At 34.7% G+C, this 25,679-nt stretch carries 12 protein-coding genes; 10 read left to right on the top strand and 2 right to left on the bottom strand.

Annotated features, from left to right (window positions below):
* Nucleotides 1–208: 208 nt before the first annotated feature.
* The 10 genes from EAH81_RS10460 (at nt 209) to EAH81_RS10415 (ending at nt 22,698) form a co-directional block, all read left to right on the top strand.
* On the top strand, nt 209–2,164 hold the full coding sequence (locus tag EAH81_RS10460) for an alpha-galactosidase (protein ID WP_241676549.1): 1,956 nt from the start codon (nt 209–211) through the stop codon (nt 2,162–2,164).
* 10 nt (nt 2,165–2,174) lie between these two features.
* Complete coding sequence (locus tag EAH81_RS10455) at nt 2,175–4,151, top strand: sialate O-acetylesterase (protein ID WP_140506678.1); 1,977 nt, start codon at nt 2,175–2,177, stop codon at nt 4,149–4,151.
* A 19-nt stretch (nt 4,152–4,170) separates the two neighbouring features.
* Nucleotides 4,171–6,375, top strand: a complete 2,205-nt coding sequence (locus tag EAH81_RS10450) for an alpha-galactosidase (RefSeq protein WP_140506675.1) — start codon at nt 4,171–4,173, stop codon at nt 6,373–6,375.
* A 68-nt stretch (nt 6,376–6,443) separates the two neighbouring features.
* Complete coding sequence (locus EAH81_RS10445; protein WP_140506673.1) at nt 6,444–7,460, top strand: GntR family transcriptional regulator; 1,017 nt, start codon at nt 6,444–6,446, stop codon at nt 7,458–7,460.
* A 3-nt stretch (nt 7,461–7,463) separates the two neighbouring features.
* Entirely contained in the window at nt 7,464–9,056 is a 1,593-nt protein-coding gene (locus tag EAH81_RS10440; protein ID WP_140506671.1) for a solute:sodium symporter family transporter, read from the top strand.
* A 669-nt stretch (nt 9,057–9,725) separates the two neighbouring features.
* Nucleotides 9,726–12,749: a SusC/RagA family TonB-linked outer membrane protein gene (locus EAH81_RS10435; protein WP_140506669.1), complete on the top strand. Its 3,024-nt coding sequence runs from the start codon at nt 9,726–9,728 to the stop codon at nt 12,747–12,749.
* Between the two features lie 33 nt (nt 12,750–12,782).
* Nucleotides 12,783–14,312: a RagB/SusD family nutrient uptake outer membrane protein gene (locus tag EAH81_RS10430; RefSeq protein WP_140506667.1), complete on the top strand. Its 1,530-nt coding sequence runs from the start codon at nt 12,783–12,785 to the stop codon at nt 14,310–14,312.
* Between the two features lie 193 nt (nt 14,313–14,505).
* Nucleotides 14,506–17,451, top strand: coding sequence for a discoidin domain-containing protein (locus tag EAH81_RS10425; RefSeq protein ID WP_140506665.1), 2,946 nt, complete (start codon nt 14,506–14,508; stop codon nt 17,449–17,451).
* Nucleotides 17,452–17,529: 78 nt separating this feature from the next.
* Nucleotides 17,530–19,869 (top strand): glycosyl hydrolase family 95 catalytic domain-containing protein, encoded by a 2,340-nt coding sequence (locus tag EAH81_RS10420; RefSeq protein ID WP_140506662.1) that lies wholly within the window; start codon nt 17,530–17,532, stop codon nt 19,867–19,869.
* 561 nt (nt 19,870–20,430) lie between these two features.
* Nucleotides 20,431–22,698, top strand: a complete 2,268-nt coding sequence (locus tag EAH81_RS10415) for a GH92 family glycosyl hydrolase (RefSeq protein WP_140506660.1) — start codon at nt 20,431–20,433, stop codon at nt 22,696–22,698.
* Nucleotides 22,699–22,927: 229 nt separating this feature from the next.
* On the opposite strand, the gene gldM is transcribed toward EAH81_RS10415, so the two are convergent.
* Both gldM and gldL read right to left on the bottom strand, forming a co-directional pair.
* Nucleotides 22,928–24,472: a gliding motility protein GldM gene (gene gldM, locus EAH81_RS10410; protein ID WP_140506658.1), complete on the bottom strand. Its 1,545-nt coding sequence runs from the start codon at nt 24,470–24,472 to the stop codon at nt 22,928–22,930.
* A gap of 48 nt (nt 24,473–24,520) precedes the next feature.
* Nucleotides 24,521–25,168: a gliding motility protein GldL gene (gene gldL, locus EAH81_RS10405; RefSeq protein ID WP_140506656.1), complete on the bottom strand. Its 648-nt coding sequence runs from the start codon at nt 25,166–25,168 to the stop codon at nt 24,521–24,523.
* Between the last annotated feature and the right edge of the window lie 511 nt (nt 25,169–25,679).

Here is a 25,679-nt window from a genome sequence, read left to right as displayed (position 1 = left end):
TAGCATTGTTTTTATACGAACTACAGAACAATTTTTTTGGAAGCTCTTGTAGAATTAATTTTAATTTGTATTATTGTAGTATAGAATAGTATAATAACCAAAACTTTATTTAATGAAACAATACCATTTCCTCTTAAAAAACTCGTTTTTGTCCGTATTGTTAATGGTCATTTTTTGCAATTCGGCGAAAGCCCAAAGTAGCATTAAAATGACTTTTGGGAAAAGCGGAATTATTACTTATGATGTTAAACAGAAAACAATTGCGGTAAGTCAATCGGGAAAAAGTATTTTTTCGGATGCAAAAGCTTCGGTTATTGTAAATGGTAAAACAATTTCGGTTAACGATTATTCAGCGGCTGTTTTATCAAAAGAAAAGATTAATGATAATTTGGGAAAAGGTCTAAAATATACGCTTACTTATACCGATAAAAATAATCCAACGCTAATCCAAAGTTTTCTAACTTATAATAATAAGGAATACTTTATAACTCAAATTGAAATTTCAGGCAACGGAAAACAAATCGCTACCAATTATATTTCGCCTTTAGATTTAGGAAAAATTAGTTTTGATAAAATCGAAAATCTGCAAACCGTTTTTGTTCCTTATGATAATGATGCTTTTATCAGTTATGATTCGAAAAAATTTGATGCAGTTTCTCAGAACACAAGTGCAGAAGTTGGAATCCTTTTTAATAATACTTCCCGAAATGGTTTTATAATAGGCTCTCTTGAGCATACAGTTTGGAAAAGTGCTGTAAAAACAATCAATAAAAACAAACAACCGTTCTTTTCTACCTGGGCAGGATATTCTGAAAAAGAAGTAACACGCGATAGTATAGCGCATGGTATTGTAAAAGGGGATAAAGTTTCTTCGCCAAAGTTTTTCGTTGGATATTATTCAGACTGGAGAAACGGAATGGAAGAATATGCTAAAACGAATCGTATTGTAGAAAAACCTTTTGTTTTTAATTGGGATAAACCAACTCCGGTTGGCTGGAACAGTTGGGGCGTTTTGATGGAGAAAATTAATTATGATAACACGACTAAGGTTGCTGATTTCTTTGCCAGTTCAATTCCGCAATTTCGTGTTGGGAATACCGCTTTCATCGATTTGGATTCTTTTTGGGATAATATGGTCAAAGGTGGTTTTACAGGAGATTTTAGTAAACTAAAAGAATTTGCAGATTATTGTAAAAGCAAAGGTCTGGAACCGGGAGCTTATTGGGCGCCGTTTACAGATTGGGGTTGGAAAGATGGTCCGAATCGTAAAGCGGAAGGAAGTGATTATAATTTTGGTGAAATGTGGACAAAAACCGGAAATACTTATTTTGATTTTGACGGTGCTCGTGCTATTGATCCTACACATCCGGGAACGCTTAAACGTGTTGATTATGTGATTAATAAATTAAAAGCATGTGGTTTTAAAATGATTAAAATCGATTTTTTAGGTCACGCTGCCGCGGAATCGACTTCGTTTTACGACAAAAATGTTACGACAGGAATGCAGGCTTATAAAGTTGGAATGGAGCATTTGGTGAACGCGTTAGATGGAAAAATGCTTATTTATGCCGCAATTTCTCCAAATATGGCAACATCACGTTACGCACACGTTCGTCGTATTGCGTGCGATGCCTGGAAAACAATCGAACAAACACAATATACTCTTAATAGTGTCAATTATGGTTGGTGGCAAACCTATGCTTACAATTATATTGATGCAGATCACGTAGTTTTTGCAGATGTGACCGAAGGGGAAAATCGTGCGAGATTAATTTCGGCTGTGATTACAGGAACATTGATTACGGGTGATGATTATAGTAAAGACGGAATTTGGAGTAAACGTGCTAAAGAATGGCTTCAGAATAAAGAATTACTTCAAATTGTTTCTCATGGCGTAGCATTCCGTCCGGTAGAAGGAAATACAGGAAAATTGACTACAGAAGTTTTCGAACAAAAAATTGGAAATGATAGGTATGTTGCGGTTTTAAATTATGGTGCTTCAAGCAAAAGTTATGCGCTTCCGTTAGAAAGATTAGGCGTAAAAAATGGCAGCTATAAATTGCAGGATCTTTTTACTTCTGAAAATATTGAGGTAAAAAATAATATTATAAATGTTACGCTTGGCGCCAAAGATGCTCATTTGTATAAAATCGTAAACCGTTAATTAAAGCAGCATGAAAAGAAACTTTTTTAAGAAAATGATTCTGGTATTGGCGTTGTTTGTATTATCGTCAAATGTAGTTACTGCTACAGTATTATTGCCTTCGTTCTTTACAGATAATATGGTTTTACAGCAAAAAAGCGCAGTTCCGTTTTGGGGAGAAAGTGATGGAAAATCGGTAACGATCACAACTTCATGGGATAAAAAATCATACACTAAGAATGTCACAAATGGCAAATGGAATGTGGTTTTGAAAACTCCCGTTTACGGAGGACCATACACGATTACGATACACGACGGAACAATAAAAACGCTCAATAATATTTTAATTGGTGAAGTTTGGTTGTGTTCCGGGCAAAGTAATATGGAAATGCCTCTGGAAGGTTGGGGAAAAATAAATAATTATAAGGAAGAGATAGAAAATGCTAATTATCCTCAAATAAGATTATTACAAGCAGAACACATAGAAAGCACTTTACCATTAAATACACTTACAGTACAACACGACGGATGGAATGTTTGCAGTCGAAAAACGGTTGCTGATTTTAGTGCAACGGCATATTTTTTTGCTAGAAAAATTTATAACGAAAAAAAGATTCCCATAGGGTTAATCCATTCTTCATGGGGAGGAACGCTAATTGAAGCCTGGACAAGTTCCGGAGCGTTAACTACAATTCATGATTTTGATACCGAAATTCAGGCGATGAAATCAGAAACTGATGGAGCCGCATTATTGCAAAAATATAATGCAGATTTGGCAGATTGGGAAATGAAAGTAATAGGTTCTGATAAAGGATTTGAGACGGGAAAAGCAATTTGGGCAACACCCAATTTTGATGACACTTCGTGGAAAACAATGAAACTGCCTTCATTTTTTGATAGCAACGGATTAGGCAATTTTGATGGCGTAGTCTGGTTTAGAAAAAAGGTTACACTTTCAGAAAGTATTATAAAAAAAGATTTGAGCATTAGTTATTTGGCAGATGATGACGATATGATCTGGGTAAACGGAAATTATATTGGAGAAACTAAAGGTTATAATGTAGAGCGTCATTATACAATTCCATCAAAATTTCTGAATAAAGGAGAAAATACGATAACCATCAGAGTTTTTGACGGATCAGGAAACGGAGGAATTTATGGGGATGAAAACTTCGCTTTAAAATCAGAAAAAGAAACTATTTCATTGGCCGGAAACTGGAAATATTCTATTGGAATTGATAGCAAAGATTTACCTGCAAAACCTTATTTGGCTCAAGGCCAAAACAGACCAAGCGCTATATACAATGCAATGATTGCGCCTTTGTTGGACTATAAAATAAAAGGAGTAATCTGGTATCAGGGCGAAAGTAATGCCGAAAGAGCGTATCAATATCAGAAGTTATTTCCGCTGTTGATAAACGATTGGAGAGGTAAATTTAAAGATAAAAATTTACCGTTTTTCTTTGTTCAATTGGCAAATTATAAACAGAAAAAAGAACAACCTACAGCTTCTGATTGGGCAGAGTTGCGTGAAGCACAATTCCTGACTTTGAAATTACCAAACACTGGAATGGCGGTGACAACAGATATTGGAAATGGGGAAGATATTCATCCAAAAAACAAACAAGATGTAGGTGGTCGTTTGGCAAATATCGCTTTGGCAAAAGTTTATAATACTAAAATTGAGTATTCGGGACCGCTTTATAAATCGTATAAAATCGAAAGAAATATAGCGACGTTAGATTTTGATTTTAAGGAGAATATTAAAGCTAAAAACGGCGAATTAAAAGGTTTTTCGATTGCAGGATCAGATCAGAAATTTTATTGGGCTGAAGCAAAAATAGTAAACGGAAAAGTTGAAGTATATGCTCAGGAAGTTCCAAATCCGGTTGCAGTGCGCTACAATTGGGCTGATAATCCTGACGGAAATTTAACAAACGCATCAGATTTACCGGCATCTTCTTTTAGAACAGATGTTTGGGCAGGTATTACACAAGAAAAGAAATAAAAAAATAACATATAATAAAATGAAAAAGCAATTTACAACATTAAGGCAGTCTTTTACGATCGCATTTTTTATTCTGACGAGTTATTGCAGCACAATAACAGCGCAACAAATTATCTCTGTAAAAACAAAAAGTAATGCTCTTGTTTTGCAAGTTACTCCCGGAAAAGAATTGAATACTATTTATTTAGGAGAAAAATTGGCAAACGATTTTGATTATGTAAAAATACAAGCTCAGTTTCGTCAGGGAACAGATTATTCAGGAATTTATAACGCAGCATATACACCATCCGGATCTAAAAATTTATTAGAACCTGCCATTGCCGTAACACACGCTGACGGAAATACTTCACTTGATTTATTATATGTAACGCATAAAACAACAACGGTAAGTACAGGAATTTCTCAAACCGAAATCACGCTTAAAGATCCTGTATATCCGGTTGAAGTTCATATGTTTATTCAGGCTTATTATGATACTGATGTTGTTGAGCAATGGACTACAATTCAGCACACGGAAAAAAGCAATATAACTTTGAATAAATATGCTTCGGCTAATTTATATTTGAAAGGATATAATAATTTCTATTTGAACCAATATCATGGTGATTGGGCTAAAGAAATGCAGCCTGAAGAAACTAAACTGACTCACGGAATTAAAGTTTTAGATACTAAATTAGGTTCTCGTGCCAATTTATTTCAGCCTTCAGTATTCATGGTGTCTCTGGACAAACCAGCAACAGAAGATGAAGGAAAAGTTTTGTTTGCAGGATTAGAATGGTCAGGAAATTTCAGAACAGATTTAGAATTAGATCCTTTAAATAATCTTCGTGTTATTTCTGGTATTAACAATGCCGCGGCGGCTTATTCATTGCCTAAAAATGAAGTATTTACAACGCCTAAATTTTGGTACACTTTATCTTCAAAAGGAAAAGGAAATGCAAGCCGTAATTTGCACGATTGGTCAAGAAATTATAAAATATTAGACGGAAAAGGAAGTCGTTTGACATTGCTAAACAACTGGGAAGCTACTTACTTTAATTTTGATGAAAATAAACTAAAAGTGCTTATCGCCGATAGTAAAAAACTGGGTGTAGATATGTTTTTACTGGATGACGGATGGTTTGGAAACAATTTTCCTCGTAACAACGATGACGCGGCTTTGGGAGATTGGGACGTAAACAAAAAGAAGTTACCAAACGGAATTGGAACTTTAGTGAAAACGGCTAAAGACAATCAGGTAAAATTCGGAATTTGGATTGAACCTGAAATGGTAAATCCTGCGAGTGATTTGTATAAAAAACACCCGGAATGGATTGTAAAACAACCGGGAAGAGCAGAACATTATTTCCGTAATCAATTGGTTTTAGATTTATCGAACCCAAAAGTTCAGGATTTTGTTTACGGAGTTGTAGACAATCTTTTTACAGAGAATCCGGAATTAGCATATATCAAATGGGATTGTAATGCGGTAATTTATAACGCTTATTCAAGTAATTTAAAAGACAAACAATCTAATTTTTATACGGATTACGTAAACGGACTTTATAAAGTTCTCGAGCGTATTCGTATAAAATATCCAAAAGTACCAATGATGCTTTGCTCCGGTGGTGGCGGAAGAGTTGATTATGCCGCATTGAAATATTTTACTGAGTTCTGGCCAAGCGATAATACAGATCCTTTGGAGCGTGTATATATGCAATGGGAATACTCGTATTTTTATCCTGCCTTGACTATTGCGGCGCACGTTACAGATTGGGGAAAACAGTCTATTAAATACCGTACAGATGTTGCTATGATGGGCAGATTAGGTTTTGATATTGTGGTTAAAGAGTTAAACGATAATGATTTATCTTATGTTCAGCAGGCTATCAAAAACTACGGAGCTTTGAGTAATACAATTTGGCAGGGCGATCAATATCGTCTACAAAATCCTTGGGGTAATGATGCTGCATCTGTAATGTTTGTGAATAAAAATGGTAACGAAGCAGTAGTTTTTAGTTACTTGGTTAATTCAAGATATGAAGCAGGAACACATCTCCCAATAAAACTAAAAGGACTTGAAGCAGGAAAAAACTATAAAGTAGAAGAAATTAATATTTATCCGGATAAAAAACCGGCGGTAGAAACCACAACTTATTCCGGTGATTTCTTAATGCAGGTGGGAATTAACCCAAATGTAAATTCTTCGAATAGCAGTGTTGTTTTAAAAATTACGAAGGCCTAAAACTTAATCTCGAACATTAGTATATATTTGTAATATATTTCTAATTAAATACCAAACTATAACGTTTTATGAAGCAAATTATTCAACAGATAAAAAATCTTGAATCTATAAATTCCTTCTCTAAACATGAGCAACTGGTTCAGGGAATAATTAATTCTATTGATGAAAAGGTAGTTACCAAGGGTGATTTGCTCCCGTCTGTAAATACTTTTATAAGTGAATTAGGTTTTGCCAGAGAAACAATTGCCAAAGCTTACAAAGAACTTGTACACAGAGGAATCATCGAATCAAAGAATCGACTGGGTTATTTTGTGGCTACAAATGATGTTAAACAAGAGCTAAAAGTAGCTTTGTTAATATTTGCATTTGATATTTTTCAGGAAACATTTTATGAAAACTTCAGAAAAGGACTAGGAAAAAATGTGCAGTTGGATATCTTTTTCCACCATAATAATTTTGATACCTTCGAAAGTATCATCCAAAATATAAAGGGAAAATACGGAATGTTTGTTATCGCTCCAATTCCAAGTGTAAAAACGCCTCCTGTTTTAAAACTATTGCCAACCAACAGGGTTTTGTTGGTAGATCGATATATAGAAACGGATGAAGATTATAATTATGTTGCGCAAGAGTTTGGCGATTCGTCTTACAATGCTTTTGTACAATTAAAAGATAAAATTAAGAAATACGATGAGATTATTTTCTTCTTTAAGCCATCGTCTGCTGAACCGGATGAAATTTTGAATTCATTTAAAAGATTCATGAAAGATCACGATATTAAGGGAGTAATTAAAGAAGAATACGTTTCAGGATCTTTAGAAAAAGGAAAAGTATATTTTACAATTCACAATCTTGAACTTTGGGAAATGCTGAAAGATTCTAAAATTAAGGGTCTTAAGATTGGCTCGGATATTGGGTTTATTTCGCACAATGATGATATTGTAAAAGAGATTATTTTTGACGGAGTTACCACATTCTCAACTGATTTCTCTGAAATGGGAAAAAAAGCGGCGAATTTTGTCCTGAATCGTAAAAAGATTCAGGAGATTATTCCAACGGTTCTTGTTGATCGAAATTCGTTGTAGTTTATGAGTGTATTGTCCATTGTTAGTTTTTTACTAATTACAGGTCTTATTGCCCTAATTTCAGCAATTAAAACGCGTAAAAAAAAGGTACAAACCACAAATGGACTTTTTTTTGCAGATCACAACAATAATTTCTTAATAGTAGGAGGAGCATTGTTGCTGAGCAATATAAGTGCGAATCAATTTATAGGCGAAAACGAATCTATATATACCAATAATATGAGTGTTATAGCATGGGGCGTAAGTTCTGTGCTGGCGATGTTATTAGTTGCGGAGTTTTTTTTGCCTATTTATTTTCGTACCGGAGCCATGACAATTCCGGATTATTTAGGGAAACGCTACGATCAATCGACCAAGAGATTAGTTTCAATTATATTTCTATGCAGTTATATTGTTAATTTACTTCCCGCAGTTTTATACGGTGGAGCAGTTGCCCTTACCGGAATGTTCAATTTTTTACAGCCGTTGCAATTAACGTATTGGCAAAATATCTGGATTATGGTCTGGGTGATTGGGCTAACGGGTTGCGCATATTCGGTTCTTGGAGGTTTACGCGCTATTTCTATAAGTGACACCATTTTAAGTATCGGATTATTGACCATTGGTATTGCTTTTCCTTATTTTGGATTTAAATTTCTGGGTCATGGCGATTGGTCACAAGGTTTGCATATTATGCTTTCGCAGAATAAAGAACACCTTAATGCAATTGGAGGTCCTCATGACGCAGTTCCGCTTAGTACCATTTTTACGGGTATGTTTATCATGAATCTGTATTATTGGGGAATGGAGCAGTTTATTGTTCAACAGGCTTTATCAGCAAAAAGTCTTTCTCACAGTCAAAAAGGAATGGGATTGGCGTGTTTGGGAAAATTATTATGTCCGTTTATTATCAATATTCCCGGATTGATTGGAGTTCATTTGTATAAAAACCTTGAAAATACTACCGAAGTTTTTCCATTAGTTGTAAAAGATACGTTGCCAACGATTCTAATTGGTTTAACCGCTGCAGTAGTTCTTGGTGCTGCAATTAGTACATTTAATGCAGGTTTAAATAGCAGCAGTACGTTGTTTGTACTGAACCTTTATAAACCGTGGTTAGAAAAAAGAAATAAGGAAATAACAGAGAAACATTTGGTATATACAGGACGTAAATTCGAAATCATTGTTTCGGCTTTAGCCATGTTTTCAGCTCCGTTTATAATGTTTAGCAAAGCTGGTTTTTATACGTATTTGCAACAACTTGGTGGAATGTTTTGTTTACCAATTTTCACCATTATTCTGGTTGGTTTTGTTTCGAAAAAAGTACCACCACAAGCTGCTAAAATTGGAATGATATTCTTTATTTTAAGTTATGTAATCTTTAATTATATTCTCGATATTAAGCTTCATTATTTGCACATGCTGGCATTATTGTTTGTATTTACTACAATATGTATGTTGGTTGCTTCCAGATTTTATCCCAATTATAATTATACTGAAATCAAACTTGAATCTGTTGAATTGTCACCATGGAAAAACCGTTATTGGTATTTCGCAGCGCTTTTAATAGGGATGGTGAGTATTTTTATTTTATTCTCTAAATGGGGGATAGCGTGAGGAAGGTTCTGAGGTTCTGAGAAACAAAGGTTCAAAGGTTCTGAGGTTCATAGGGACAAAGGTTTTATCGTAGAGACGCAAAGCATTGCGTCTTTTTTTGTTTTTATGGACAAGATAACCACAATCTTGTCATTTCGACGGAGGAGAAATCACACGCGTAATTCGACAAAGATTGACGATTTTCGGGACGAAATTTTTGGTGTGATTTACGATGTTTATTCTTTATAGTCACTGTTTTCTGTGTCCAAATGACACAAAGATCCAACAATATTTATTAAGAATGATTTGACTAATAATTCTTCTTTTTAGTTATTTTTTTTCTTTTTCTTTCGAATTATTTAAAAAATAAATTCAGTACTACAAAAATCACTTTAAAGTACTTATTTTCCTTTTTTTAGGGCACATGTGCTTTATTTTTGTCTGAGATTTCTTGATTTTATTCCATGATTTATTCTCTTATTCTTTTTAAACATTGATATTTATACAAATGCTGAAATAATTCCCGCAAAAAAATAACAAATTCTTAAAACATAATTTGGATGTTATGAAAATATTTGTATGTTTGTAGTGTTGTAGTATAGTATAGTATAAGTCAATTCGTTTTCTCGTATTTAAGTGCTCAATAAAAAAACTAACTCAATAATTTTATTAACTAAAAACCAAATCATTATGAGAATTGCAATAAGATACTTATGCTTCTTAGTAGTTATGATGTCCGCCGGTACACTTTATTCCCAAACCATCACCGGTAAAGTTACAGATAATGAAAATTTACCATTACCAGGAGCTACAGTTATTGTAAAAGGTACACAAACCTCTACTGTAACAGACATTGATGGTAGTTACAAACTATCAAATGTTAAAACCGGATCGACTTTAGAATTTAGTTTCATCGGATTTCTTATGAAGTCAGTTGTTGCAAATAGCGCTGAGATTAATGCTTCTCTGACTCCTAACACTCAGGAATTGAATGAGATTATTGTAGTAGGAGCTTCAGTAAAAAGAAGCGATCTTACCGGTGCGGTAGCAAACGTAGAGGGTAAAAAACTAACCGAAACACCTACATCCAATGTTGTTCAAGCCATGCAAGGACGTGCTGCGGGTGTGTATGTACAGCAAAGTTCAACTCCTGGTGGAAATGCTTCGATTAAAATTAGAGGAAACAACTCGATACAATTTGGTACAAACCCAATATTTGTAGTCGATGGTCTTATTATCGAAGGTGGTTTTGACTCTATCAATCCTAATGATATCGCCAATATTGACATCCTGAAAGATGCATCTTCTACCGCAATTTACGGAGCTAGAGGTGCAAACGGAGTTGTAGTAATCACAACCAAAAAAGGTACAAAAGGAGAAGGTAAAGTGAATTTTGATACTTGGGTTGGATTATCTGAGTTTAGCAAAGCAATGCCATTAATGAACGGACAACAATTGTTTGATCTTAGAGTTGATGCATTTGCAAATCAATATATGGATAAAAATCCAGGTGCTGATCGTGCTGCTTATATCAATCAAATTAAATCAGACGGTTCTACAGTTTTTGCTCCGTACGAATTAGCATCTTACAGAAACGGAAAAAGTTATGATTGGTTAAATGAAGTAACGCGTACAGGAGTACAAACAAATTATAACCTTTCATTTTCTGGAGGAGGTGATAAAGGTTCGTATTTTATGAGTTTTAACTATGCTGATGAGGACGGACTTCTTAAAGATTCATCTTTCAAAAGGTATAACGGAAAAATCAACTTAACACAAGATGTGAAATCATGGTTGCAAGTGGGTACAAATACCACTTTTTCTCGCAGCATCGCCACTTATATTGAAGGAAGTGCTTTTGGAAATGCTTTAGGAGCGAATCCTCTATTGCCAATTGACCCAAATGCAACTTATTTAAAATACGGAGATGTATTGAATTCAGACGCTTACAACCCGATTAAAAGTTTGACAATTGACAATACGAGTTCTAAAAACCGTTTGATGTCAAGCAATTTCGTAAACATTAAACCAACATCGGGATTAAGTTTAAGAACTACATTTTCTGTTGATATTACAGATCAGGCAAACTTCTCTTATCAGCCAATTGATACGGGACAATCTATTAGAAATTCGGCAAACGGAGACGCAAATCACTACAGATATAGTGAGTTAAATTACCAATGGGATAATACAATAACGTATGCCAAAACTATTGGAAAACATGATTTCAGTGCACTTGGAGCGTTTTCTGTTCAAAAAAACACAAACAATTACACACAAGTTGATGCAAGAGGTTTTGCCTCAGACGACTTTACTTATATGTATTTGAACGGAGCTTCGCAAAAACAAGATTTTACACTGGGTTCAGATTTTGTAACCACGTCATTAATGTCTTATACAGGAAGATTAAACTATTCTTATGATAAAAAATATTTTGCAACAGTTACAACTCGTTTAGATGGTTCGTCTCGTTTTGGACCTAATAATAAATGGGGAACTTTCCCATCTGTAGCTTTAGGCTGGGATATTTCTAAAGACTTTTTGCAATCTGTAGAATCTATTAAATTATTAAAACTTCGTGGAAGTTATGGTATTGCAGGAAACCAAAACATACCAAACTATTCTTATGTAAGTAAGTTTAGACCAGTTTATACGAATGGTACAGTAGTGTATCAACCAAGCGGATATCTGGGGAATCCTGATTTACAATGGGAAAGACAAAAGCAATTTGATTTCGGTTTAGACTTCGCAACTGCTAATAACAGATTGTCTATGACCGTAGATTATTTCAACATCAAAAATGATAATTTATTAATGGTAATTGGAGTAACTAAGTTAAGTGGTTTTGGTTCTCAGGTAGATAATGTGGGAGAAATGGTTAATAAAGGACTTGAATTTAGTGCAAACTATAAAATCTTAAGAGAAAATGATTTCAATTGGGATATTTCAGCAAACATTTCATCTGCAAAAAATAAAGTAACAGCATTGTACGGAGATACTTCGGCAATCTATAACAAAGGAGGTTATACAGGAGTAGAAATCCAAAGAACAGGAAATTTATTCGTAGGTCAATCTATCAATTCTATTTATGTGTTTCAGTTTGATAAAATTGCACAAACATCAGATATGGCCGATATCAGCAAGATTGATTTTGGAGGAAGAACTGTTAAACCTGGAGATATAGTTCCGGTTGACAGAAACAAAGATGGTAAAATTGACGATAACGATCGTTATGTAGTAGGAAATACAGATCCTGATGCATACGGAGGATTTGCAACTGATTTCAGTTACAAAGGTTTTGGATTAAATGCGGTATTCGCTTATTCTATTGGAGGAAAAAGAATCAGTTCAGCTTACGAAAGTTTTATGAGTTCTGGTGGAATGAGTGCTGCTCACACCGATTTATTAGATCGCTGGACTCCGGAACATACAGATACAAATGTACCGAGAGCTTATTATGGCGGCGGAAGATTCAATAGTTATGAAACATCATTAGCAATTCAAAATGCATCATTTCTGCGTTTGAACGCCCTAACATTATCATACAATTTACCAAGTCAACTTTTAGAAAAAGCATACCTTAAAAATATGCGTCTTTATGTTACAGGATCTAACTTGTTTACAGCCACTAAATATAAAGGATATGATCCTGAAGGTGGAGATGGATATCCTAGCTCAAGAATGTTTGTTTTAGGTTTAAATGTTTCACTATAAAAATAATTTTCGACAATAATTAAAAATATAATTATGAAAGTAAAAATTTTAACCGCAATGGCATGCGTAATGTTATTGACTTCCTGTACCGATTTTTTAGAGGAGGATCCAAACACTGCTCTTACAGAAGAACAGACTTTTTCGAAATTGGATAATATAGAACCACTTGTTTTAGGAATGTATTCTTCATGGAGAAACATACAAAAAGACAGAGGAGGATTAATGTTTCAATTAGGAACAGACGAAACCCAACAAGGAGCTTTTCAGGTAATGACAACTCCGGGACAAGCAGGATTAGATTACTATAATGGATTCCTTTCTCAGGAAAACACAGCTTTGGCAGAGCAATGGGATTCCCGTTGGCCATCTGTACATTATGCCGCACAGGCAATTTATGCACTGAACAATAATACAGAAGCTGATGCTGCTCGTAGAAGTATCTTACTTGGAGAAGCGAGTTTTATCAGAGCAAGTTTAATGTTTGAATTGGCTCAATATTGGGGAGAAATTCCAATTTTGGATCAAGCTCGAACTAAAGAATTAGGATACGCAAGACAACCGCTAAAAGACGTTTATACATATATTATAAATGATCTAAAAGTTGCCGAAGCCAATTTGCCAACCACACAAAAGAACTTAACTTTTCCTGTGAAATACCTAGCTCAGGCATTATTGGGTAAAGTATTTTTATACGCTCCTGAAGCTTCGGGCGCACGTGATTATACACAGGCAAAAGAATGGTTTGGTAAAGTAATTACGTCTGGAAAATACAGTTTATTAGCAAATTATGCTGATGTTTTTAGCCCAGATCACGCAAATTCTTCAGAGTCACTTTATGAATTTCAGTTCAATAATACCTATCCTGATAACAACCAAATTCAATGGCAAACTGGGTCAAGGGCATTAGCAAACATAGATCAATATGCTTATTTTGGAGGATATGATTTATTGGTTCCAACCAAATATTGCTATAGTGATAAAACAAATGGCGGAATCTGGGAACCGGGAGATAAACGTAAAGATGCAAGTATCCGTTATGACTTTACTTATAAAGGAATTACACCAACAATTCCTGCAGGTTTTGGTGGAGATGAATTAGATCCGCACGTAAAAAAATACGAAGATATTCGCGTCGATGGAAAGCAATCGTTTTGGAATTCAGGAAAAAACAAACCATACATTCGTTATTCAGATGTATTACTATGCTACGCAGAATGTTTAAATGAATTGGGAAGTACTTCTGATGCCGAAGGATATGTAAATCAGGTTCGTACTCGTGCTTTTGGAGGAACATTACCAACAGGAATGGAATGGAGCGGACTTTCTCAAGCTGATTTCAGAGACAGAATTCTTGACGAACGTATGCGTGAATTAGCGTTTGAAGGATGGAGAAGAATGGATCTTATCCGTACAGGAAAATTAGTTCAAAATGTAAAAGCGCGCAACAAATGGGCAGCTGAAAGCGGTACAATTGCCGATTTTCATAACAGATACCCAATTCCTCTAGTAGAAATTCAGCAAAATCAGGATATTGGACCGGAAGATCAAAATCCAGGATATTAATATCCTTAAAAATAGTTTTAATGTAATTTTTTTTGATCAAGTGATTTTTGGTTAATCACAGTTTTGATTTGCAATGCCATTTTGGATTTAGGTAATAACAGTACTAAGTGAGTTTTCTGTTAGAAAAAACTTATTCCAAAATGGCATTCTTATTTTTTAATGTTTACAATCTGTAAACCAATTAAGTAACAATATGAAGTTTATTAATATTCAGATTTATACAATTTTATTGGTTCTAAATGTTTTATCATTACGTATTTATTCTCAAAGCAAAATAAGTTTAAACTCTTCTGATATAGTTTGGAAGCTGAAACCACAAGCAGAAGTTGGGCAGGATAGTCTTAAAATATTCACCTCAAATTATTCCGATACAAACTGGGTAAAAGCCGTTGTTCCGGGTACAATTTTCAATTCTTATGTTGTAAGCGGAGTAGAGAAAGATCCGAATTTTGGAGACAATATTTATCAGGTTGATAAAGCAAAATACGATCGCAGTTTCTGGTATCGTTCAGAATTTAGTGTTCCGGAGAATTTCACAAAAGACATTATCTGGCTAAATTTTGAAGGAATTAATCGTGAAGGAGATATTTACCTTAACGGAAAAAAATTAGCCACTTTAAACGGAATGATGCAACGTGGTAAATTTGATATCACGAAATTGGTACATCGCAATGAAAAAAACGTGTTGGCAATTTTGGTAAGTATTCCAAAACAGCCTTTAAACAATTACGGAAGTCCAACCTATATTTCAAGTGCAGGTTGGGATTGGATGCCTTACGTTCCGGGATTAAACTCAGGAATTACAGATGATGTTTATCTTAGTAATACAAACAAAATTACCATTGTAGATCCTTGGATTCACACTGATTTACCGTCTAACGGACGCGCGGATCTTGAAATAAAAGTAGACCTTAAAAACTCTTCGGCACAAAACCAGGAAGGAATTTTGACAGGCGTAATCATGCCGGGAAATATTACTTTTTCGAAAAAGATAAATCTGGATGCAAACGGACTTACAAGTATAAAATTGAGCAAAGAACAGTTTCCGGAATTAGCCATTCAGAATCCTAAATTATGGTGGCCAAATGGTTACGGAGATCCTAATTTATATACGTGTCAATTTACTTTCAAAATTGGTGAAGTAGTTTCTGACGCTCAAAAAGTAACCTTCGGAATTAAAAAATACACTTATGATACAGAAGGCGGCGTTTTGCATGTTTCGATCAGTGGTAAAAGAGTATTTCTAAAAGGTGGAAACTGGGGAATGAGTGAATATATGCTTCGTTGCAGAGGTGATGAATATGATCTTAAAGTAAAACTTCATAAAGAAATGAATTACAACATTATCCGTAATTGGTTGGGTTCAACTACAGATGACGAATTTTATGAAGCTTGCGATAAATATGGAATTATGGTTTGGGATGATTTTTGGCTAAATGCAAATCCTAATTTACCTTTGGACATTCATGTTTTTAATAATAATGTTGTTGAAAAAATAAAACGAGTAAGAAATCATGCCAGCATTGCTGTTTGGTGCGGAGATAACGAAGGAGTTCCGCAAGCTCCATTAAATGGTTGGATTGCAGAAAATATTAAAACTTTTGATAATAACAATCGTCATTATCAGCCTTGTTCAAATACAGGAAATTTAAGCGGAAGCGGACTTTGGGGCAATAAAGATCCAAGATTTTATTTTACCAAATATCCCGCAGCTTATGTAGGCACAGGAGATGGTCCGGGTTGGGGTTTAAGAACCGAAATTGGAACAGCAGTTTTTCCGAATATTGAAAGTTTTAAAAAATTTATTCCGGAGAAAGACTGGTGGCCACGAAATGATATGTGGGACAAACATTTCTTTGGACAAAAAGCCTTTAATGCTTCACCGGATAATTATGATAAAAGCATAACAGAACGATACGGAAAACCAAATAATCTGGAAGAATATACCACAAAAGCCCAATTATTAAATATCGAAACCAACAAAGCCATGTATGAAGGCTGGTTAGATCATATGTGGGAAGATGCTTCGGGAATTATGACCTGGATGAGTCAGTCGTCTTATCCAAGTATGGTTTGGCAGACTTATGATTATTATTATGATTTAACAGGCGCTTATTGGGGCGTAAAATCGGCATGTGAACCTTTGCATATTCAATGGAATCCAGTTAATAACTCGGTTAAAGTAATCAATACAACAGGAACGGATTTTAAAAACCTAAACGCCGAAGCTGTTGTTTATAATTTAGATGGAAAACAAGTTACTAAATACAATCAAAAAGCCGTTGTAGATTCCTACTCGAATACAGCTACAGAGAGTTTTGTGATTCCGTTTTATTCCAATCAAAAAGATCTGGCATTTCAAAAGAATGTTGTAGCATCTTCTACAGATGGAGGAAATACAAGAGATATTACAGATGGAGATTCAAATAGTCGTTGGGCAAGTAAATCAACGGATGATGAATGGATCTACGTAGATCTTGAAAATGAATATGTTGTAAATCGTGTGGTTTTGAATTGGGAAAATGCCTACGGAAAAGAATATAAAATTCAGATCAGTACAGATGCAAAAAACTGGACAGATGCCAGTATTATAAAAGACGGAAAATCTGGACTTCAAACTATTTCGTTTGATGAAATGAAAGCACGTTATGTTAGAATGTTAGGCGTAAAACGTGGTTCTGGTTGGGGATATTCATTGTATGATTTCAAAGTTTTTGGAGCTGAAACAAATACTAATTCTTCTGATTTGAATCCGGTACATTTTATTCGCTTAAAGCTAAAAGATGCTCAGAATAAATTAATCAGTGAGAATTTTTATTGGAGAGGAACTAACATGAAAGATTTCACAGAACTAAATAAATTGCCAAAAGCAAAAGTTGATGTTTCCACTAAAGTTGTAAAAGAAAATGGAAAATATGTTGTAAAATCTAAAGTTTCAAGTCCGTCTGGAATTGCTTTTGGAGTTCATATTCAAGTATTAAACGACAAAGACGGAACTCAGATTTTACCTGTAATTGTTAGCGATAGTTATTTTACTTTACTAAAAGGAGAAAGCAAAGAAATTACAATAGAATTTGACGAAGCACTTTTAAAAAATGGAGAAAAACCACTTGTAAAAGCTGTTCCTTATAATAAATAATTGAGATTTTATCCTAACAGGTTTTAAAAACCTGTTAGGTTTAATAACCGATCCAAAAGACTAAAAAAAACACACAATATGAATATCAAGAAATACAAATCAATCCTATTTTTAGTACTGCCTTTTTTAGGCTATTCTCAAACTAATCCGTTAGAGTTATGGTACACGAAACCTGCATCTCAATGGGAAGAAACATTACCACTAGGAAATGGCCGATTAGGAATCATGCCAGATGGAGGAGTAACAACCGAAAAATTGGTTTTAAACGAAATTACCTTATGGAGCGGATCTCCGCAAGACGCTAACAATTATCAGGCATATTCTTTCTTACCTCAGATAAGGGAATTGTTATTAGCTAATAAAAATAAAGAGGCTCAAAAATTAATTGATGAGCATTTTATCTGTAAAGGAGCTGGTTCCGGAAGTGGAAATGGGGCTGATGTACCATTTGGAGCGTATCAGGTTTTGGGAAATATGACGTTGAAATTTGATTATAAAACTAAATCACAAGCGACAAATTATACCAGAAATCTGGATATTCAAACCGCAGTTGCAGCAACTCAGTTTACCATTGACGGAGTAACTTATAAGCGTGAATATTTTGCCGGTTTTGGCGATGATGCCGCTTTTATCAAACTGACTTCCAGTAAAAAAGGGAAACTGAATTTTACCGTTCAGTTAGACCGACCAGAGCGTTTTAAAACTGTAAACGGCACCGATAATTCTTTAGTAATGAGAGGGCAGTTAAACAATGGAACTGACGGAAAAGGAATGAAGTATAAAGCTAAAGTAAAAGCTCAAATAATAGATGGTAATGCTTTGTACACAAATAATTTGATTGAAATAAAAAACGCAACAGAAGTTGTGATTTTTATATCGGCAGGAACAGATTATAAAGATAAAAATTTCGAATCTTCAGTAGATAAAATTTTGGATTTAGCAATGCAAAAGAAATATCAGGATCAGAAGAAATTGCACATTGAAAACTATCAAAAGTTATTCAATCGTGTGACTTTGAATTTTGGAAAAGCTACAAAAAAAACATTGCCTACAAATGAGCGTTTGGACACTTTTATAAAAGAACCGGATGCAGATACAGAGCTCCCGGTTTTGTTTTACCAATACGGTCGTTATTTAAGTATCAGCAGTACCAGAGTTGGATTATTGCCGCCAAACTTACAAGGAATATGGGCAAATAACGTTCAAACACCTTGGAACGCAGATTATCATTTGGATGTAAATGTGCAAATGAATCACTGGGCATTGGAAACAGCTAATTTATCAGAATTAAATCTTCCGTTAAAAGATATGACCAAAGCAATGGTAGCGAATGGTGAAAAAACCGCAAAAGCATATTACAATGCCGATGGTTGGGTAGCGCACGTAATTACCAATGTTTGGGGATTCACAGAACCAGGCGAAAGTGCTTCATGGGGAATCACAAAATCAGGATCTGGTTGGTTGTGTAACAATTTATGGAGCCATTATTTATACACAAATGATCAGGCATATCTGGCTGAAATTTATCCAGTATTAAAAGGAGCAGCACAATTTTATAAAAGTATGTTAGTAAAAGATCCGGAAACGGGTTGGTTAGTGACATCACCGTCTGTATCGCCGGAGAACTCATTTTTATTACCAAATGGGGATACGTCACATGTTTGCATGGGACCTACAATTGACAATCAGATTATTCGCGAATTGTTTAACAACGTGATAATTGCATCTAAAAAACTAGGTTTAGACAATGATTTAAGCATTGAACTTGAAAAACAATTAAAATTATTACCGCCACCGGGAGTGGTTGGCCCTGACGGAAGAATACAGGAATGGTTAAAACCATATAAAGAAGAAGATCCTCAACACCGTCATATTTCTCATTTATATGCCTTATATCCGGGATCTTTGATTACGCCTGAAAACAAACCTGAACTTGTTGATGCGATTAAGAAAACCCTTGAAGTAAGAGGAGACGATGGACCAAGTTGGTCAATCGCATACAAAATGTTGTTTTGGTCCCGTTTGAAAGAAGGAAATAAAGCGTATAGATTATTAAAAACAATTCTTAGACCTACTCTTGCAACTAATATTAATTATGGAGCAGGAGGTGGCGTTTACCCTAATTTACTTTCTGCCGGACCACCATTTCAAATCGATGGAAATTTTGGAGCAGCCGCCGGAATTGGTGAAATGCTGATCCAGAGTCATGCAGGATTTATAGAATTATTGCCTGCAATGCCGGATGTTTGGTTAAAAGAAGGGGAAGTAAAAGGGCTTAAAGCCGAAGGGAATTTTACCATAAACATCAAATGGGAAAAAGGTAAAGTAACGAAGTATGAAATTTTATCTGCAACACCAACAAAAGTAAAAGTGAAGGTAAATGGAGAGTTGAAAGAAATTACTTCTTCTAAGTTATAGTTTAGAATTCCTGCAAGGTTTTCAAAACCTTGTAGGTTTAGAAAACACAGGTAAAGAATTCAACACAATCTTGTCATCCCGAGGAACGAGGGATCTCCGTAAGAAGCTAACATACACTATGTCTATGTTGTCGAATTACTAATGAAGATCCGTCGTTTCTTGTAATGACAAACAAAAAGAGAAATATTAAAAAGATTAAATTCAAGTTCTGAATAGCCTCCAGCTTTCGCTCAATGTCATTAAGTTAAGGGAAATCTATAAAATTACTTACCAGTTTAATCAAGAAAGTAATTATAAAAATCCGTTTTTATCAGCGTTTTCGCTTTAGCGAATCAGTAAAATCAGCGTCTAATTTTGACGCGGATAAAACAGATTTACTTCGTAAAAACGCGGAAAAAAAACGGATTTTATTTTTTAAATGCTTAACTTAATGATATTTAGCTAAAGCTGGAGGCAGTTTAAAATAAAGATGAAATCATATTTCATGAAATTCATATAATGACTATCCATCATACCTAACAGGTTTTTGAAACCTGTTAGGATAATTAAACAAGATTTTGAATGACTATAAATAAAATAATACTCTTTGGGACTTTAATAAGTTCCATAGTTCTTGGAGCACAGAATAAAGAAAAAACTACCACGTATGTTAATCCGCTTATCGGTACAGGAGCAGCACACGGATCACCGCTTTCGGGTAATAATTATCCTGGAGCAACAGTTCCGTTTGGAATGGTGCAATTGAGTCCCGATACTCGTAACACACCAGATTGGAGCGTTGCCTGTGGTTACAATTATAATGACACAACAATCGCGGGTTTCAGCCACACACATTTAAGCGGAACTGGTGTAGCCGAATTATTCGACGTTATGTTGATGCCTTTTAGCGGTCCAATAGTTAAAGAAGAGACAGGACAAAATGCCTATCAATCTAAATTCTCTCATGAAAAAGAATCAGCAAAACCGGGTTATTACAGTGTAGAACTCTTAGATTATCAGGTAAAAGCAGAATTGACAGCAACTACGCATGCCGGTTTTCATAAATATAGTTTTCCTAAAAATAAAGAAGCACATATTGTGATCGATTTGGATCATTCGATGAAAAAGTCAGATTGGAATACTAAAATTATTGCATCACAACTCTCATTTCCAAATGATCATACTATTAAAGGTTATCGTATTATTACAGGTTGGGCACCAATGCGAAAAGTATTTTTTCATGCTGAATTTTCGCAGCCAATAATTCGTAATCATATTACTGATGGTGGAAATGTTTATGACAATGCCAAGGTAGTCAATGGAAACGCAATTCGGGCTATATTAGATTTTGATACCTCAAAACAACAAGAAGTTTTGGTAAAAGTTGGGATCTCGGCAACCAGTATAGAAAATGCACGTTTGAATGTACAAGCAGAAATTCCTGCATGGGATTTTGAAAGAACTGTAAATGCCGCGGATGCCGTTTGGGAAAAAGAACTCGGCAAAATAAAAATTGAAGGTATAGCAGAACGAAAGCAAATTTTCTACACGGCTTTGTATCATACTTTTATTCAGCCCAATACTTTATCAGATGTGAGCGGAGATTATCCATCTGCTGATTTTACAACCAGAAATTCATCAAAACCTTATTATTCAACATTCTCTTTGTGGGATACCTTTCGTGGCGCGCATCCGTTGTACACGATAACACAACCGGAGCGTTCTGTTGATTTTGTGAATAGTATGTTGGCGTATTACAAAGCCTTTGGCTATTTACCAATATGGCAATTATGGGGACAGGAAAATTACTGTATGATAGGCAATCATGCGATTCCGGTAGTTGTTGATGCAGTACTTAAAAACTTATCAGGTATTGATGCAAATTTGGCTTTTGAAGCTGTAAAGAATTCGGCAACACGAGAGCATCCGGGATCACCGTTTGGGATTTGGGAAAAGTACGAATACATTCCTGAAAACCTAAAATCACAATCGGTTTCCTTGACATTGGAAATGGCTTACGATGATTGGTGTGTAGCAGAATTAGCGAAGAAATTAGGGAAAACGGATGATTATAATCATTTTACAAAACGTTCCCAATTCCACAGAAATCTATACGATAAACAAATTGGTTTCTTCAGGGCAAAAGATGATAAAGGCAATTGGATTGGTCCTTTCGATCCTTTAAAATATGGTGCAAACGGCGGATATCCGTTTACAGAGGGTAATGGCTGGCAATATTTTTGGTACGTTCCGCAAGATGTAAAAGGATTAGTAAATTTAGTGGGAGGAGATAATTTATTTACTAAAAAGCTGGACACCTTTTTCACCTTAGAAGACAAACCAGAAGAAGTAAATGACAATGCTTCAGGTTTCATCGGACAATATGCACACGGAAACGAACCAAGTCATCATATTGCTTATTTGTATAATTATGCGGGTCAGCCTTGGAAAACCCAACAGTATGTAACAGAAATTTTAATGAAAATGTACAACACAACTTCATCCGGTTATTCCGGAAATGATGATTGCGGAGAGCTTTCGGCTTGGTACGTGTTTAGTGCGATTGGTTTTTATCCTGTAAATCCTGCAAGTAGTATTTATGTTATTGGGGCGCCAATACTTAAAGAAGCTTCAATTGAATTGAAAGACGGAAACATTTTTAAAGTTATGGCAAACAATGTTTCTGATAAAAATATTTATATCCAAAGTGCCAAATTAAATGGTAAAAGGTATACAAAAACTTATATTCATCAAGCGGATATTGATGCTGGAGGAGTTTTAGAATTTATTATGGGACCAAAACCTAATAAAAAATGGGGAGTTAAATTAGAAGATAGGCCGACTAATTAAATTATTCAGTTTTAGTTTTCCTGCAATGTTTTCAAAACCTTGCAGGTTTAAGAATAGCAAATAAAAAAAACCGCTATTTCTCAATAACGGTTTTATACATAAGTTTTTTTAGCATTGGAAAAAAAGCCTTTCGGAAAATTAGTTAAGGAATCACTTAATAAATTTTCGAAAAATCTAAGTTTTTTTTAGAGATGATAATTTTTCCTATAATGCCAACTACTTATGTTTATTATTGTATTTCAAAAATTACCGGAGCAGTTCTTGGTAATAAATAACTGCCAGCTCCGGCAAGTTTAGTTTTAATTTCAGAAATAGTAACCTGATCTCCTTTACCCGCTCTTGAAAGAACTTGTTTACATTGTGCATTCAATTTATTACCAGTAACAACAACTGTAGGCTGTCCGGTAATTTTCAAGTTAAATCCAACAACATCTAAACCAACTTCAAAATCGAAATCAAGTAAATTGGCACCAATAGTAGCAATTTCTAAGTTAGATTTAGGTCCTTTAACAATACCTATTTCACCTCTAATTGTACCTGTTGGACTCGGAATACCTTTAATTCTGAATGTTTTCTTATCTGTAACTTTATCTCCGTTTGGTAATGTACCCGTTACAGAAATTGTAGCTTCAGTACCTGAACCAGGACTCATGTTATATTTGCCTGGTTTTCCTGCGGAAGATAATCCAGGAGCATTTGCAATAACTTGGTTATCAGCAACACCTGCGAATGATACAGAGATTGGGTTAACAACACCTCTGTAAACAACATTCATTTTATCAGCAGAAATTGTGGCGGAGTTTGGTCTTGGTACTACAACATATTTACCTTCAAATTTTAACGGAATTGTTTTTCCATCTTCAATAAAAGTAAACTGACCACTAATATTTTGTTCTCCAACGCCACCCGCAGTTAAGGCAATTTTCGCCTGACCAGTTGAAGGATCAAGTTTCGCTCCTGTAACACTTGTAGGTTTAGTGTTTTCGTCATATCGGCCTAAAACAACTTTACCAGTAACAGGTTCTCCTTGAAAATAAGCATTTTTGTCTAAAACTACAATTGCTTGGTAATTGCTATAAGAAGCAGTAGAAAGAGCCGCTTTTCCTAAAGCACGACTATAAACATCAGCTTCTGTTTTTTGAATATCATTTTGCCAAGCTGAAAGTTTTGCAGCTGTTGCAATTGCTGGAAATCCTTTAAAGTGATACGCTAAATATTTTTCTTTAATACCTTCTTTGTTTTTAACATCAGAAACATCAAATTTTTTCTCAATTTCAGAAATAACATCAGCGTACTTTTTATCTGTACCCAGAGCGACTTTAATATCTGATTTATATTTTTCAATTTTAGCGATAATTTCATTTCCTTTTGCAGCATAACCATCTCCTGTAAACCAGTCATCGATATTATCACCTCTGTCCATAGACTCGTATGGTAATTTGCCTGTTGCTGCATCTATTTCAAAACCTTTTACAGATTGAGCTTTTAAAGCTCCGATGTATGAATAAAAATCTTTCGTAATTGCTTCAACTTTATGAGAAGTTGCTGCAGCTAACGCAAATTCTCCTTTTGCTTCAGCAGCTTTTTGATCTAAAGATGTTAGTAAGCTTGCGTTTGTTACAACTGAAGAAGTATTTGAATCTTCAAATTTTTCATTCATCAAACCAAAAGCAGATATAACTTCTTTTGATACATTCATTGCTAACATTGCGATGAAAACCAGATACATCAGGTTAATCATCTTTTGTCTGGGGGTTAATTTTCCTCCTGCCATTTTTTCTAATTAGTTCTTATTAATAAATTTATATAGTCAAAAACTAATTTATCCTTTGTTACTCATTGCAGAAAGCATACCACCATAAACACTGTTCAAAGAAGCGATGTTTGCGGTCATAGATTGCATTTGTTCCTTCAATTTAGAGGCATTTTCAGCGATTTCACTGTTTGCTTGTGCATTTCTTGAAGCACTTTCTAATTGCACTCTATATAAGCTGTTTAATGATTCCATTTGTGCAGCAGCCATAGACATTTCTTCAGCATATTTCTTTTGTCCTGCAATAGAATCTACTGTTGGAGAAATTGCTTTTGCAGCTCCTTCGAAATTTTTGATGGAATTTCCTAAACTTGACATTAATTCACCGTCAATTTTAGCTTCTTTCAACATAGTGTCTAATTTTTGAGACAATAATCCTTGGGTATCAGATGGAGTTTCAACTTTATCCGTTTTTTTTCTGGCTTGACCGTTTGCTAATTCAGGGTAAACAAGAGTCCAGTCTAACTCATTATCTACTGGTTCAAAAGCAGAAAGTGCAAAGATTAACGCTTCTGTTACTAATCCAACTGAAAGCATCAATGTTCCTGTTAATGGTCCAATTTCAAAGTGAGTAATTTTGAATAATGCTCCAATAATTACTACTGCCGCTCCCATACCATAAGCGAAATTCATTGCTTTTTTACTTAATAATGCCATAATTTTTCTTTTAAATTTTTTAAATTTTGTTTTCGGTTTAATAATAAGTCCAACCAGCGTTTTAATTTTTGTTATTTCATCGTCATGTAATTTGATGTAATACGCCGTCTATTAAAAACATGCAAAGGTATGTCGCACAAAAAGACATTAAAAAGGGGAAAGTATCAGATTAGGACATTTTTTTTGGTGCCTCTTTTGTTCTTAAAGACCAACAGGTTATTAAAATCTTTCAGGTCTAATACTTGAATTGCCTCCAGCTTTAGCTGGAGGTGAAGAATTAATTACAAATATGGCTTTAGCCAAATATTCTCAATCCTATTTTGGCTAAAGCCAGGATATATTCTCCAATTTATACCTCCAGCTAAAGCTGGAGGCAATTCAAAAAAAATTTGAGACTCTCTATTATTTAATAGAAAACTAGTCGGGTTTGGAATTTTCTCTTCTGCAAGATTTTGAAAACCTTGCAGGATTACAAACGCCAAATATTAAGTAATACAACAAGCCCCGACAG

The sequence above is a fragment of the Flavobacterium pectinovorum genome, from assembly GCF_006438875.1.
Classification (GTDB): domain Bacteria; phylum Bacteroidota; class Bacteroidia; order Flavobacteriales; family Flavobacteriaceae; genus Flavobacterium; species Flavobacterium pectinovorum_A.
The sequence above is the reverse complement of the archived record's forward strand: the minus strand, read 5'-3'. Positions and strand labels throughout refer to the sequence as shown.

Bases quoted from the DNA above. Each gene is read 5' to 3' on its own strand.
- EAH81_RS10420 (WP_140506662.1), top strand. From the start codon at position 17,530: ATGAATATCAAGAAATACAAATCAATCCTATTTTTAGTACTGCCTTTT.
- EAH81_RS10450 (WP_140506675.1), top strand. From the start codon at position 4,171: ATGAAAAAGCAATTTACAACATTAAGGCAGTCTTTTACGATCGCATTT.
- EAH81_RS10435 (WP_140506669.1), top strand. From the start codon at position 9,726: ATGAGAATTGCAATAAGATACTTATGCTTCTTAGTAGTTATGATGTCC.
- gldL (WP_140506656.1), bottom strand. From the start codon at position 25,168: ATGGCATTATTAAGTAAAAAAGCAATGAATTTCGCTTATGGTATGGGA.
- EAH81_RS10425 (WP_140506665.1), top strand. From the start codon at position 14,506: ATGAAGTTTATTAATATTCAGATTTATACAATTTTATTGGTTCTAAAT.
- EAH81_RS10430 (WP_140506667.1), top strand. From the start codon at position 12,783: ATGAAAGTAAAAATTTTAACCGCAATGGCATGCGTAATGTTATTGACT.
- EAH81_RS10445 (WP_140506673.1), top strand. From the start codon at position 6,444: ATGAAGCAAATTATTCAACAGATAAAAAATCTTGAATCTATAAATTCC.
- gldM (WP_140506658.1), bottom strand. From the start codon at position 24,472: ATGGCAGGAGGAAAATTAACCCCCAGACAAAAGATGATTAACCTGATG.
- EAH81_RS10460 (WP_241676549.1), top strand. From the start codon at position 209: ATGACTTTTGGGAAAAGCGGAATTATTACTTATGATGTTAAACAGAAA.
- EAH81_RS10440 (WP_140506671.1), top strand. From the start codon at position 7,464: ATGAGTGTATTGTCCATTGTTAGTTTTTTACTAATTACAGGTCTTATT.
- EAH81_RS10455 (WP_140506678.1), top strand. From the start codon at position 2,175: ATGAAAAGAAACTTTTTTAAGAAAATGATTCTGGTATTGGCGTTGTTT.
- EAH81_RS10415 (WP_140506660.1), top strand. From the start codon at position 20,431: ATGACTATAAATAAAATAATACTCTTTGGGACTTTAATAAGTTCCATA.